Source organism: Bradyrhizobium sp. FW305-F6, from assembly GCF_058782905.1.
On record NZ_JBYSYD010000001.1, the window covers coordinates 825,630 to 838,236 of the forward strand.

Sequence of the window (12,607 nt, forward strand, 5' to 3'; positions counted from 1 at the left end):
GAGAACCGTCGTCAGCTCTTGGCGACGGGCGGCAGCAGGGCCTGTAGCGCCTCGGCGCGCGAACGCAGGCCGGGCGGCGTTTCGTTGTCCTCGCCAATCGCGTCGAGCCATTTGCGGGCTGCGGTCATGTCGTTGTTGCGCCAGGCCGACAACGCCAGCATCTCGCGGGCGCTGTGCCGGAAGGTCGATTTCGGCGCGGCGGAGGGCTCCAGCCGCTGCTGCATGTCGGCATAGCTGGCGCTGTCGAGCACGAGGCCCGCGGCACGGAGCCTGGCCAGATCCTGCCACTCGCCGCCCACGCTGCGATCGGCGGAAATCTCGTCATACATCTTCGCGGCGGCGGCCGGATCGCGGCTGGCGGCCTCGGCCGCAGCACGCAGCCGCGCCAGGGTGCGATAGCCGGACGGCGCCTTGGCCGCGAGCTCGGCAAAGGCCTTCTCGGCGTCGGCGTGCTTGTCTTGCTCCGACAGCTCGACGGCCTTCTCGAACGCGGCGCCCGCCTCGGCGGCCTTCTTGCCTTCCAGATATTGATAGCCGCGCCAGCCGGCGACGCCGGCCACGACCAGCACCATCAGGGCGATGAAGTAGATCGAATACTTCTCCCACAGCTTTTTGAGCTGTTCGCGACGTACTTCCTCGTCGACTTCATTAAATAATTCAGACACTTATGCTAATCCCATGCCCGTCCGGGTGCGCGCGCCGAAGCATTCGCGTCAGGAATCCCGTCCCCCGTGTGGCGGCGAGGTACCCTAACGATATGGCGGTGGCAAGGCAAAGCGAGCCCGATCAAGGCGTTAACCACCCGGGAGAGCCCGGACGCGCCTGGCCGGCTCAGCTTCCGAGCAGCTCCCGCAGCTGCCGCTTCAGCACCTTGCCGTTGGCGTTGCGCGGCAACGGGTCTGCCGTGATCGCGAGGGTCTCGGGAACCTTGTAGTCGGACAGCCGCTCGGCGCACCAGGCTCGCAGCTCGATGTCCGCGACCGCGCCGCGCGTCACCACCACGGCGTGGACGCGCTCGCCGAGCACCGGGCAGGCCTTGGCGATGATCGCGCTCTCGACCACGGCGGGGTGGCCCGCGAGCACCGATTCGACCTCGGCCGAATAGATCTTCAGCCCGCCGCGATTGATCATGTCCTTCTGCCGGTCGAACACGCGGACAAAACCGTCCGCATCGACCGAGCCGAGATCGCCGGAGTGCCAGAATCCGCCCGTGAAGCTTTCGGCGGTGGCCTTCGGGTTGTTCCAATAGCCCTTGATGACGGAGGCGCTCTGGATCCAGAGCTCGCCGATCTCGCCAGGTAGCAGCTCGCGCCCGCCAGGCCCCATCGCGACGATGCGCGCGCCCGGACAGGGCAGGCCGACGCTGTCGATGTGGCGCTCGGTCAGCTCGCCCGGCATGATGGTGGAGGGCGAGGTCGTCTCGGTCGCGCCGTAGCAGTTCATCAGCTTCAGGCCGGGGATCTTGGCCTTGAGCTTCTCGATGGTCGCGACCGGCATCGGCGCGCCGCCGAAACCGCCGATGCGCCAGCTCGACAAATCGTAGCCGTCGAAATCGGGCTGGAGCAGGCAGAGATTGTACATCGCCGGCACCATCACCGTGTAGGTGACGCGCTCGCGCGCGGCGAGCTTGAGATAATCGGCGGCCTTGAACTCGGGCATGATGATCAACGCGCCGCCGCAGCGGATCATGGTCGTGATGTTGGCGACGACGCCGGTGACGTGGCCGAGCGGCACCGCCGCGATCGAGCGATCCATGTCGGTCAATTGCAGGCAGGACACGAACACCATCGAGGAATGGACGATGTTGCAATGGGCCAGCATCGCGCCCTTCGGCTTGCCCGTGGTGCCGGAGGTGTAGAGGATCATCGCGGTGTCCTCTTCACTCACTTCGACCGGCGCGGGCGCCGGGGCATTGTCGGCAAGCGCGGAGAAGCGCGACCGGACCGGATCGTTATCGATGGCGATGCGGTGGACCAGATCGGGCACGTCCTGCGCATTGGGCAGCCGCTCGGCCAGCGCGGCCTCGTGGATCAGGATTTTGGCGCCGCAATCAGCAAGCACATAGGCGATCTCCGGCTTCTGCTGTCGCGTGCTGAGCAGGACCGTGACGAGCCCCTCATGTGCGGCGGCAAACAGCAGCAGCGGAAACTCGATGCGGTTGCCGAGCAGGATCGCGACGCGGTCGCCGCGCGCAAGGCCGAGCTTGCGAAAGCCCGCCGCGATCCGCGCGGCCTGCTCTATCGCCTGCCGCCAGCTCAGGCGGACATGGCCTGCGATCAGCGCCTCGCCATCCGGGTTGCGATCGCGCGCCTCCGCGATCATCGCCCAAAGGTTCGCGGGCCGATCCGAAAATGCCGGCACCACCCGGTCGCCGAAGCGCGTCTCCAGCCGCATCGGCGGGATCTGAGATTGCGACCAGTCCATCGAAGGGCCCTCGGCTTGTTGCTCTTGTTATCTTCCCCGCACGGTCACACGGCACCGTCTTGCGCTGATTGGCTAGACCCCGATCACGGGAACGCCGATCACGACCGGATGGAACGCGAAGGCCAGCGCGAGATAAGCGACGACGCCGACCGCGACCGCGATCAGATCGTTGCTGACGCCCCCGACCGGTATCGGCGGCGCTCCGCCGTCATTGCGACGCTTGAGCGTGATGCGATCAAACACCGCCCAGCCCAGGAACGAGCCGAACAGGATGATGGAGCCGAGATCGCCATTGGCGAGCAGATGCGCCGCCGCCCACAGCTTGACGCCGGCGAGCATCGGATGCTTCAGCGTCGCGTAGATGCGGCCGCGCAGATAGGACGCCACGACCAGGATCACCGCGGGGAGCATCAGTGCGAGCGTGATGTGCTTCATCGCCTTCGGCGGATACCAGACATCGATCCAGCCGGTGGCTCGGTAGTGGGCATAGCCCCAGATGATCAGCGCGAGCCCGGCCAGCGAGACCAGCGAGTAGAGGATCTTGTAGGTCCCCTCACCCATCCTCGCGATGGCCTGCGCGCGCGCGTCGCGCCTCGTCGTGAAAACATGGGCCCCGAAAAACAGCACCAGCCCCAGGATCATCACCAGCAGACCCACGACATCCTCCCCGCAAAGCAGCCCCCGCCTCTGAGGTATCATCGATTGGCCGCGGGTCGCAACTGATGCGCTACTTGAGCTCGCGATTGTCGACATAGCGGATCGCGATGGGGCGCCCTGCCAGCGCGCCACCGAGTCCGCCGGTGAATTTCAGCGGCAGACACGCCTTCAACGATGAATTGATCGCGTTGAGGTAAGTGGTTCGGGTTTCGGCGGGGACGCCGGGCGTCGCGAAGGTCAGGCGCGGCGGGCCGATCAGGCCACCCGCCTTGTTGAAGCTGAATCGCACCGACATCTGCATGCCCGCACGCGCATGGTCCGTTGGCGGCGACCAGCAGCTGCGCAGCGCGGCGAAGAGGTCACCGATCGTGTCGAGATCGTGATCGGGCTTTTGGTATTTGGCGCGATCGGCTTCGGAGGGAACGCTCTGGATCGTGAGCTGGAGATTCTGGCCGTAAGGATAGTCAATCTCCGGGATGCAGGGGCCGGGCTCCAGCGGGCTGCAGTAGGACGGCGTGCAGGGCTCGCCGTCGAGTACGCTGCACGGCTCGTGCGAGAACGGAATCGGATTGATCTGGCGGGGTCGCGCGTCGGCAGCGGCGGCGGTCGAGATCGCCAGCATGAGGATGACGAGAATGCTGCGCCACATCATGCGAACGTGGTATCGCGAATGGACACGTCAAGCCTAGACGCGTTCACATGCGCGCGTTTAACCCCGGTGTCGTCGCCCGGCTTGACCGGGCGACCCAGTACTCCGTGACGGCAATGATTGAATCGATGGGCTGCGGCGTACTGGATTCCCCGCCTTCGCGGGGAATGACGGCGGAGCGTGGAGCCGGCGGATCGCCCGCCCCTACCCCTTCTTCTTGACGTCCTTGACGTTGCTGAACTCGATGCCCTCGGCACGTTCCTTGGTGTAGCCGAGATAGAACTCATTCCGGGCGAGATAGACGGGATCGCCGTCGACGTCGTCCGCGATGCTGGAGGTATTAGCGGCGATGAAGGTGTCGAGCTTCTTGCGGTCGTCAGAGGAAACCCAGCGCGCCAGCTGGAACTCGCTGACCTCGAACTCGACCGGGAGCGAATATTCCGCCTCCAGCCGCGCCTTCAACACGTCGAGCTGCAGAGCGCCGACCACGCCGACGAGTGCCGGGGCGCCGTCGCGCGGGCGGAACACCTGCACCACGCCCTCCTCCGACATCTGCTGCAGCGCTTCCTTCAGCTTCTTCGCCTTCATCGCGTCGGTGAGACGGACGCGGCGGACGATTTCCGGCGCGAAGCTCGGCACGCCCACGAAGTTGAAATCCTCGCCTTCGGTCAGCGTGTCGCCGATCCGCAGCGTGCCGTGGTTGGGGATGCCGACGACGTCGCCCGCGAAAGCCTCGTCCGCCACCGAACGATCCTGCGCGAAGAAGAATTGCGGGCTCGACAGCGGCATGCTCTTGCCGGTGCGCACCAGCTTGGCCTTCATGCCGCGGCTGAGCTTGCCGGAGCAGAGCCGCGCAAAGGCGATGCGGTCGCGGTGGTTCGGATCCATGTTGGCCTGGATCTTGAACACGAAGGCGCTCATGCGCGGATCGGTGGCCTCGACCTTGCGTTGGTCGCTGTCCTGCGCGCGCGGCTCGGGCGCGAACTTTCCGAGCCCTTCCAGGAGGTCGCCAACGCCGAAATTGCGCAGCGCGCTGCCGAAATAGACCGGCGTCAGATGGCCTTCGCGGAAGGCTTCGAGCTCGAACGGCTTCGAGGCCTCGGTGACCAGCTCGAGCTCGTCCTTCACCGCGGAGACGTCGAGATTGGCGTTGAGCTTGGCCAGCTCCTCGATCGCGATCTGCTGGGCCGCGCCGGTCTTGGCGCCGCCGCCTTCGAGCAGGCGCACGCCGCCATTGACGACGTCATAGGTGCCGAGGAAGTCGCGGCCGCGGCCGACCGGCCAGGTCATCGGCGTGGTATCTAGCGCCAGCGTCTTCTCGATCTCGTCGAGCAGCTCGAACACGTCGCGGCTCTCGCGGTCCATCTTGTTGATGAAGGTGATGATCGGGATGTCGCGCAGGCGGCAGACCTCGAACAGCTTGCGGGTGCGCGCCTCGATGCCCTTGGCGGCGTCGATCACCATCACCGCCGAATCGACCGCGGTGAGCGTGCGATAGGTGTCTTCCGAAAAGTCCTCGTGGCCCGGCGTGTCCAGGAGGTTGAAGACGAGGCCTTCGAATTCGAAGGTCATCACCGACGTCACGACCGAGATGCCGCGCTCGCGCTCGATCTTCATCCAGTCCGAGCGGGTGTTGCGCCGCTCGCCCTTGGCCTTGACCTGGCCGGCGAGATTGATCGCGCCGCCGAACAGCAGCAGCTTCTCGGTCAGCGTGGTCTTGCCGGCGTCAGGATGGGAGATGATCGCAAAGGTCCGCCGCCGCGCCACTTCGGCGGCAAGCGGGGAACGGGCCGGCGATTCGGCGGTATTGGCGGCGATGTCGGACATGGCGGGAGCGTGTGGCAGGGAAAACGGGCCTGATCAAGCCTCATTTGGTGATTGCGGAGGCGTCCGGCCAGCCCCATATCGGCTTTGGGGAGGACGGCCTCCCCGCCATCAGCACAGCAGCCGCGGGGACGACCCTGCCATGAATGGAGGGTCGTCATGGCCTGGAGCATCCTGTTCGTTGCCGGTCTTCTCGAGATCGTCTGGGCCATCGGGCTGAAATACACCGAGGGCTTCAGCAAGCTGGTGCCATCCGTGGTCACGCTCGCGGCCATGGCCGGCAGCGTCATCCTGCTCGGACTTGCGCTCAAATCACTGCCCGTTGGAACCGCCTATGCAGTCTGGACCGGCATCGGGGCGGTCGGCACCGCGACGCTCGGCATGGTCCTGTTCGGCGAGCCGGCCACCGCGCTCCGGCTTGCCAGCATTGGGCTGATCGTTGCAGGCATCATCGGGCTGAAGCTCGTCACTTGAAGATCTCGACCGCCCACCAGGTCAGCGCTGCGACGATGGCCGAGGCCGGGATGGTGATCACCCAGGCGTAGACGATGGAGCTGGCGACGTTCCAGCGCACCGCGGAGACGCGGCGGGCGGCCCCGACGCCGACGATGGCACCGGTGATGGTGTGGGTGGTCGAAACGGGAACCCCGAGATAGGTGGCCATGAACAGGGTCGCGGCGCCCCCCGTCTCGGCGCAAAAGCCCTGCATCGGCGTCAATTTCGTGATGCGCAGGCCCATGGTGCGGACGATGCGCCAGCCCCCCATCAACGTGCCCAGCGCCATCGCTGCTTGGCAGGACAGCACCACCCAGAACGGCACCGAAAACTCGCTGCCGAGATGGCCCTGCGAATAGAGCAGCACCGCGATGATGCCCATGGTCTTCTGCGCGTCGTTGCCGCCGTGGCCGAGCGAATAAAGCGAGGCGGAGGCGAATTGCAGGATGCGGAAGGCGCGATCGACCGCGAACGGCGTCGAGCGCACCGAGGCCCAAGACACGATCGCCACCAGCATCATCGCGAGCAGGAAGCCGACGAGGGGCGAGAGCACGATGGCCAGCACCGTCTTGGACAGGCCGCTCCATACGGCCGCGGAAATGCCCGCCTTGGCCAGGCCGCCGCCGACGAGGCCGCCGATCAGCGCGTGCGAGGACGAGGACGGGATGCCCAGCGCCCAGGTCACGAGGTTCCAGACAATGGCACCGACGAGCGCGGCAAAGATCACCTGCGCGTCGACGACCGCGGGATCGATGATGCCGGTGCCGATGGTCTGGGCGACGTGCAGGCCGAACACCAGGAAGGCGATGAAATTGAAGAAAGCGGCCCAGAACACCGCGTATTGCGGCCGCAGCACGCGGGTCGAGACGATGGTCGCGATCGAATTGGCGGCGTCGTGCAGGCCGTTCAGGAAGTCGAACAGCAGCGCGACGGCGATCAAGCCGACCAGGATGGGAAGACCCAGCGCAGCATCCACGGCGGCCAGCCTCAAAGTTGGCGCATGATCTCCGCGCAAACGCGTCTTGCGTTTGTCGCGAAGGAAAACCGCTGCACACTTTTCCGGATCATGCGCTAAACCTGCTCGATGACGATGCTGTTGATCTCGTTGGCGACGTCGTCGAAGCGGTCGGCGACCTTTTCGAGATGGTCGTAGATCTCGGCGCCGACGATGAAGTCCATCGCATTGCCCTCGCGATGCTTGAGGAACAGCTCCTTCAGCCCGATGTCGTGGAGGTCGTCCACCCGTCCCTCCAGCTTGCCGAGTTCTTCGGTGATGGCCGTGAGCATGGCGACGTTCGGGCCGATCGACTGCATCAACGGCAGCGCGCGCCCGACCAGATTGGCGCATTCGATCAAGAGCCCGCCGATCTCGCGCATGGGCGGCTCGAAGCTGCGGACCTCGAACAGCATGACGGCCTTGGCCGTCTGCTGCATCTGGTCGATGGCATCATCCAGCGACGTGATGAGGTTCTTGATGTCGCCGCGGTCGAACGGGGTGATGAAGGTGCGGCGCACCGCCGTGAGCACCTCCCGGGTGATGTTGTCGGCGTCGTTCTCGAACTGGTTGACGCGCTGGCAGTAAACCGGCGTCTCCTCGCCTCCGTTGAGCACGCCCTGGAGCGCAATCGCGCCCTGGATCACGGTCTGGGCATGCCGGTCAAACAGGTCGAAGAACCGCTCTTCCCTGGGCAGGAACGCACGAAACCATCGCATCATGGGGATAGGCTACCGGTTGGAAATGGCCAGGCCCCAAGGGGCCGTCACAAAACTGTCATAGACCATTTACGATCCGCGCGCGTGTCATCTCATGCCCGCGGAGCCGGGTCATCCACCGCTTTCAGATGGCCGCCAATCCGATTGTAAATCAGCTACTTAAAGCGACCGCCGGAAGTAATGCGCGATTTCTCCGACGACGCCGCGGCGGAAAGTGAGCACGCAGATCACGAAGATCGCGCCCTGGATCACCGTCACCCACTGGCCGAAGCCCGCCAGATATTGCTGCATGGCGATGATCACGAAGGCGCCCACCACGGGACCGAAAATGGTTCCGAGACCGCCGACCAGCGTCATCAGCACGACCTCGCCCGACATCGTCCAGTGCACGTCGGTAAGCGAGGCGTTCTGTGCCACGAACACTTTCAGCGAGCCGGCAAAGCCGGCCAGCGTGCCTGACAGGACGAAGGCAAGGAACTTGTACTGGTCGGTGCGGTAGCCGAGCGAGATCGCCCGCGGCTCGTTCTCGCGGATCGCCTTCAGGACTTCGCCGAACGGCGAGTTGATGATGCGGAAGATCAGGAGGAAGCCGGCGAGGAAGCCAGCCAGCACCACATAGTACAGCACCGTGGGCTTGGAGAGATCAAGGACGCCGAACATCAGACCTTGGGGTATGCCCTGGATACCGTCCTCGCCGTGGGTGAACGGCGCCTGGAGGTAGATGAAGTACAGGAGCTGCGACAGCGCCAGCGTGATCATCGAGAAATAGATGCCCTGGCGGCGGATCGAGATGTAGCCCGTGATGATCGAGAGCACGAAGGCCGCGGCGATGCCGACGAGAATGCCGAGCTCGGGCGGAAGCGCCCAGACCTTCAGCGCATGCGCGCTGCAATAGCCGGCGGTCCCCAAGAACATCGCATGGCCGAACGACAACAGGCCGCCATAGCCGATCAAGAGATTGAAGGCGCAGGCGAGCAGCGCGAAGCAGAGCGCCTGCATCACGAAGAATGGGTAGACGCCGGTGAAAGGTACCGCGGCCAGCAGCAGCGCCATCAGCAAGAACACGATCATCTCGTCGCGCACCGCGCGCGGGGCTGCCGGCAGCGTGTCGTCCGTCAGGGTTGTCATCTCAGGCCGCCCTTCCCGTCAATCCCGTTGGCTTCACCAAGAGCACCAGCACCATCAGCACGAACACGACGGTGTTGGAGGCCTCGGGGTAGAAATATTTGGTCAGGCCCTCGATCACCCCGAGCGCGAAGCCGGTGATGATGGAGCCCATGATCGAACCCATGCCGCCGATCACGACCACCGCGAACACGACGATGATAAGGTCGGCGCCCATCAGCGGCCGCACCTGGTTGATCGGCGCCGAAAGCACGCCGGCGAGCGCGGCGAGGCCGACGCCGAGCCCGTAAGTGAGCGTGATCATGCGCGGAACGTTGATGCCGAAAGCGCGCACCAAGGTCGGGTTTTCGGTGGCGGCACGCAGATAGGCACCGAGCTGCGTCTTCTCGATCAGGAACCAGGTGGCAAGACACACCACCAGCGAGAACACCACGACCCAGCCGCGGTAGATCGGCAGGAACATGAAGCCGAGATTCATGCCGCCCTTGAGTTGGTCCGGAATCGCGTAAGGCAGGCCGGAGGAGCCGAAATAGTTCTGGAACACGCCCTGGACGATCAGCGCGATGCCGAAGGTCAGCAGCAGGCCATAGAGGTGATCCAGCCCGGTCAGCCATTGCAGCATGGTCCGCTCCAGGATCATGCCGAAGACGCCGACGATGATGGGCGCCAGCAACAGCGCCCACCAGTAGTTGATGCCGCCGAGGTTCAACAGGAAATAGGCGACGAAGGCGCCCATCATGTAGAGCGCGCCATGGGCGAAATTGATGATGTTGAGCATGCCGAAGATCACGGCTAGCCCGAGACTGAGCAGCGCGTAGAACGAGCCGTTGATCAGTCCCACCAGTAGCTGAGCGTAGAGAGCCTGCATCGATCCCGCACCCGGTCCCTTCTATTCCTCAAAAACAGGCCGGTGCCGTCGCGCGCCGGCCTGCATCGTTCAACGTTACTTCTTCACCAGCGGACAGGCGCTTTCCGACAGCGGCCGGAAGGCCTGGTCGCCGGGCGTCGTGCCGATCAGCTTGTAGTAATCCCAGGGCCCCTTGGATTCCTCGGGCTTCTTGACCTCGAACAGATAGGCGGGATGGAGCTTGCGACCGTCCACGCGGATCGTTCCCTTGCCGAACAGCGCGTCATCCGTCGGCATCTCCTTCATCTTGGCGACCACCTTGGCCCCGTCATGAGGATTGCCGCCCATCGCCTCCAGCGCCTTGAAATAATGCAGCAGGCCCGAATAGACGCCGGCCTGCACCATCGAGGGCATCGCCTTGTTCTTCATGCGCTCGGAGAAGCGCTTGGAGAACGCGCGCGTGCCGTCGTTCATGTCCCAATAGAAGGTCTCGGTGAAGTTCAGGCCCTGCGCCACCTTCAGACCGAGCGAGTGCACGTCGGTGATGAAGAGCAGCAGGCCCGCAAGCTTCTGGCCGCCCGAAACGATGCCGAACTCGGCGGCCTGCTTGATGGTGTTGGTGGTGTCGCCGCCGGCATTGGCCATGCCGATGATCTTGGCCTTAGAGGCCTGCGCCTGCAGCAGGAACGACGAGAAGTCGGCAGTATTCAGGGGATGCTTGACGTTCCCGATCACCTTGCCGCCCGACTTCACCACGACCGCAGCGGTGTCGCGCTCGAGGGCGTGGCCAAAGGCGTAGTCCGCGGTGAGGAAATACCAGGTGTCGCCGCCCGCCTTCACCAGCGCCTGCCCGGTGCTGTTGGCGAGCATATAGGTATCATAGACCCAATGGACCGTGTTCGGCGAGCATTGCGCATTGGTGAGATCCGACGTCGCCGCACCCGTGTTGATCAGGATGGAATTCTTCTCTTTGACGAGGTTGTTCACCGCCAGCGCGACGCCGGAGTTCAGGACATCCATGAAGATGTCGACCTTCTCGACGTCGATCCATTGCCGAGCGATCGTGGAGGCGATGTCGGGCTTGTTCTGATGGTCGGCGGAGATCAGGTCGAGCTTCCAGCCCTTGGCAGCGAGCCCGGAATCCTCGATCGCCATCTGTGCGGCGACGGTCGAGCCAGCGCCACCGAGGTCGGCATAAAGTCCCGAATTGTCGGTCAGCACGCCGATCTTGATGTTCTTGTCCTGCGCGACCGCGCCGCCTGCCGCGCCGAGCGCCAGGGCCGTCCCAAGCAACATTGCCGAAATGCCGTGTCTCATAATCCGCCTCCCAATATCGCTTTAATGGATACTCTCAATCGTCCGCCTGCACGGCTACACACCAAGATAGGTGTGCAGCTTGTCCATGTTGGCGGCAAGCTCCGAATTGGAAAACCCGTCAATGATCTTGCCGTGCTCGACCACATAGTATCGGTCGGCCACGGTCGAGGCGAAGCGGAAGTTCTGCTCGACCAGGAGGATCGTGAAGCCCTCTTTCTTGAGCCGCGCGATGGTGTGGCCGATCTGCTGGATGATGACGGGCGCAAGGCCCTCGGTCGGCTCGTCCAGCATCAGGAAGCTCGCGCCGGTACGCAGGATCCGCGCGATCGCGAGCATCTGCTGCTCGCCGCCCGACAGCTTGGTGCCCTGGCTGTTCAGCCGCTCCTTCAGGTTCGGAAACAGCTCGAAGATCTGCTCGAGCGGCAATCCGCCCGCGCGGACCACCGGCGGCAGCATCAGATTCTCCCGCACGTCGAGGCTGGCGAATATTCCCCGCTCCTCCGGGCAGAAGGCGATGCCCATGCGCGCGATCCTGTCCGAGGTTGCGCGGATGATCTCCTGGTCGTTGAACTTCACCGAGCCGGTGCGCTTGCCGATGATGCCCATGATCGACTTCAGCGTGGTCGTCTTGCCCGCGCCGTTGCGCCCGAGCAGGGTGACGACCTCGCCCGCGTTCACGTCGAAGTTGATCCCGTGCAGGATGTGAGACTCGCCATACCACGCTTCGAGATTGCGGACTTGCAGGATGTTCCCGCCGGCAGCAGCCTTGGCCGGAGCCTCGGCGATCGCAGTGTCAGCCATGACCGGCTCCCAGATAGGCTTCCTTGACGCGCTCGTCCTTGGTGAGCTCGGAGTAATGGCCCTGCGCGAGCACCTGCCCGCGCGTCAGCACGGTGATGATGTCGGAGAGGTTGGCCACGACGCTCAGATTATGCTCGACCATCAGGATGGTGTATTTCGCGGAGATGCGCTTGATCAGCGCCGCGATCTTGTCGATGTCCTCGTGGCCCATGCCCGCCATCGGCTCGTCCAGCAGCATCATCTCAGGGTCGAGCGCGAGCGTGGTTGCGATCTCCAGTGCGCGTTTGCGCCCGTAGGGCATCTCGACGGCGGGCGTCTCGGCAAACTCGCTGAGGCCGACATCGCTGAGCAGTTCGCGCGCGCGATCGTTGAAACGGTTGAGGACGGACTTGGAGCGCCAGAAGTCGAACGACGAGCCGTGCTGGCGCTGCAGCGCGACGCGGACGTTCTCGAGCGCGGTGAGATGCGGAAACACGGCCGAAATCTGGAACGAACGAACCAGGCCCATGCGGGCAACGTCGGCCGGCGCCATCGCCGTGATGTCCTGACCTTTGTACAGGATTTTCCCGGCTGACGGCTTGAGAAACTTGGTCAAAAGGTTGAAGCAGGTCGTCTTGCCGGCCCCGTTCGGGCCGATCAACGCATGAATGCTCCCACGGCGAACCTTGAGCGCAACGTCGCGGACGGCGAAGAAGCCCGCGAACTCCTTGGTCAAGCCTTCCGTTTCGAGAATGAACTCATCGGCCAAACAGATT

General features: G+C 64.4%; 13 protein-coding genes. 1 reads left to right on the forward strand and 12 read right to left on the reverse strand.

The window, feature by feature from the left end; genetic code table 11:
• Positions 1-11: 11 nt before the first annotated feature.
• From AC3WLX_RS04075 to AC3WLX_RS04095, 5 genes are all read right to left on the reverse strand, one after another.
• Positions 12-665 carry a tetratricopeptide repeat protein gene (locus AC3WLX_RS04075; protein ID WP_492334784.1) on the reverse strand — a complete coding sequence of 218 codons (654 nt, stop codon included), beginning with the start codon at positions 663-665 and terminating at the stop codon, positions 12-14.
• 166 nt (positions 666-831) lie between these two features.
• The gene (locus AC3WLX_RS04080) at positions 832-2,424 is read right to left on the reverse strand and encodes a class I adenylate-forming enzyme family protein (RefSeq protein WP_492334785.1); all 1,593 of its coding nucleotides are present in this window, start codon (positions 2,422-2,424) and stop codon (positions 832-834) included.
• 72 nt (positions 2,425-2,496) lie between these two features.
• Positions 2,497-3,081 (reverse strand): NnrU family protein, encoded by a 585-nt coding sequence (locus AC3WLX_RS04085; RefSeq protein WP_291629592.1) that lies wholly within the window; start codon positions 3,079-3,081, stop codon positions 2,497-2,499.
• Between the two features lie 70 nt (positions 3,082-3,151).
• A complete protein-coding gene (locus tag AC3WLX_RS04090) occupies positions 3,152-3,730 on the reverse strand; it encodes a UCP034077 family protein (protein WP_291629595.1) in 579 nt (192 codons plus the stop codon).
• A 204-nt stretch (positions 3,731-3,934) separates the two neighbouring features.
• Positions 3,935-5,557, reverse strand: a complete 1,623-nt coding sequence (locus AC3WLX_RS04095; protein ID WP_492334786.1) for a peptide chain release factor 3 — start codon at positions 5,555-5,557, stop codon at positions 3,935-3,937.
• A 156-nt stretch (positions 5,558-5,713) separates the two neighbouring features.
• Here AC3WLX_RS04095 and sugE point away from each other — a divergent pair, with 156 nt between their 5' ends.
• On the forward strand, positions 5,714-6,028 hold the full coding sequence (gene sugE, locus AC3WLX_RS04100; protein WP_492334787.1) for a quaternary ammonium compound efflux SMR transporter SugE: 315 nt from the start codon (positions 5,714-5,716) through the stop codon (positions 6,026-6,028).
• On the opposite strand, the gene AC3WLX_RS04105 is transcribed toward sugE, so the two are convergent.
• From AC3WLX_RS04105 to AC3WLX_RS04135, 7 genes are all read right to left on the reverse strand, one after another.
• Positions 6,021-7,025 carry an inorganic phosphate transporter gene (locus tag AC3WLX_RS04105; RefSeq protein WP_492334788.1) on the reverse strand — a complete coding sequence of 335 codons (1,005 nt, stop codon included), beginning with the start codon at positions 7,023-7,025 and terminating at the stop codon, positions 6,021-6,023. The two genes, sugE and AC3WLX_RS04105, sit on opposite strands and share 8 nt — an antisense overlap.
• A gap of 95 nt (positions 7,026-7,120) precedes the next feature.
• The gene (locus AC3WLX_RS04110; protein ID WP_291627658.1) at positions 7,121-7,765 is read right to left on the reverse strand and encodes a DUF47 domain-containing protein; all 645 of its coding nucleotides are present in this window, start codon (positions 7,763-7,765) and stop codon (positions 7,121-7,123) included.
• Positions 7,766-7,921: 156 nt separating this feature from the next.
• Positions 7,922-8,890, reverse strand: a complete 969-nt coding sequence (locus AC3WLX_RS04115; RefSeq protein ID WP_291627657.1) for a branched-chain amino acid ABC transporter permease — start codon at positions 8,888-8,890, stop codon at positions 7,922-7,924.
• Between the two features lies 1 nt (position 8,891).
• Positions 8,892-9,755, reverse strand: a complete 864-nt coding sequence (locus AC3WLX_RS04120) for a branched-chain amino acid ABC transporter permease (protein ID WP_492334789.1) — start codon at positions 9,753-9,755, stop codon at positions 8,892-8,894.
• Between the two features lie 75 nt (positions 9,756-9,830).
• Positions 9,831-11,051 (reverse strand): ABC transporter substrate-binding protein, encoded by a 1,221-nt coding sequence (locus AC3WLX_RS04125; protein ID WP_492334790.1) that lies wholly within the window; start codon positions 11,049-11,051, stop codon positions 9,831-9,833.
• Positions 11,052-11,105: 54 nt separating this feature from the next.
• Positions 11,106-11,852 carry an ABC transporter ATP-binding protein gene (locus AC3WLX_RS04130; protein WP_291627653.1) on the reverse strand — a complete coding sequence of 249 codons (747 nt, stop codon included), beginning with the start codon at positions 11,850-11,852 and terminating at the stop codon, positions 11,106-11,108.
• Positions 11,845-12,600, reverse strand: coding sequence for an ABC transporter ATP-binding protein (locus AC3WLX_RS04135; protein WP_291627651.1), 756 nt, complete (start codon positions 12,598-12,600; stop codon positions 11,845-11,847). The genes AC3WLX_RS04130 and AC3WLX_RS04135 overlap by 8 nt, the downstream gene beginning before the upstream one ends.
• Positions 12,601-12,607: the final 7 nt, after the last annotated feature.

What these genes read in the sequence shown, in the direction of transcription:
- AC3WLX_RS04080 (WP_492334785.1), bottom strand. Translation starts at nt 2,424, where the DNA reads ATGGACTGGTCGCAATCTCAGATCCCGCCGATGCGGCTGGAGACGCGC.
- AC3WLX_RS04090 (WP_291629595.1), bottom strand. Translation starts at nt 3,730, where the DNA reads ATGTGGCGCAGCATTCTCGTCATCCTCATGCTGGCGATCTCGACCGCC.
- AC3WLX_RS04095 (WP_492334786.1), bottom strand. Translation starts at nt 5,557, where the DNA reads ATGTCCGACATCGCCGCCAATACCGCCGAATCGCCGGCCCGTTCCCCG.
- sugE (WP_492334787.1), top strand. Translation starts at nt 5,714, where the DNA reads ATGGCCTGGAGCATCCTGTTCGTTGCCGGTCTTCTCGAGATCGTCTGG.
- AC3WLX_RS04110 (WP_291627658.1), bottom strand. Translation starts at nt 7,765, where the DNA reads ATGATGCGATGGTTTCGTGCGTTCCTGCCCAGGGAAGAGCGGTTCTTC.
- AC3WLX_RS04115 (WP_291627657.1), bottom strand. Translation starts at nt 8,890, where the DNA reads ATGACAACCCTGACGGACGACACGCTGCCGGCAGCCCCGCGCGCGGTG.
- AC3WLX_RS04120 (WP_492334789.1), bottom strand. Translation starts at nt 9,755, where the DNA reads ATGCAGGCTCTCTACGCTCAGCTACTGGTGGGACTGATCAACGGCTCG.
- AC3WLX_RS04125 (WP_492334790.1), bottom strand. Translation starts at nt 11,051, where the DNA reads ATGAGACACGGCATTTCGGCAATGTTGCTTGGGACGGCCCTGGCGCTC.
- AC3WLX_RS04130 (WP_291627653.1), bottom strand. Translation starts at nt 11,852, where the DNA reads ATGGCTGACACTGCGATCGCCGAGGCTCCGGCCAAGGCTGCTGCCGGC.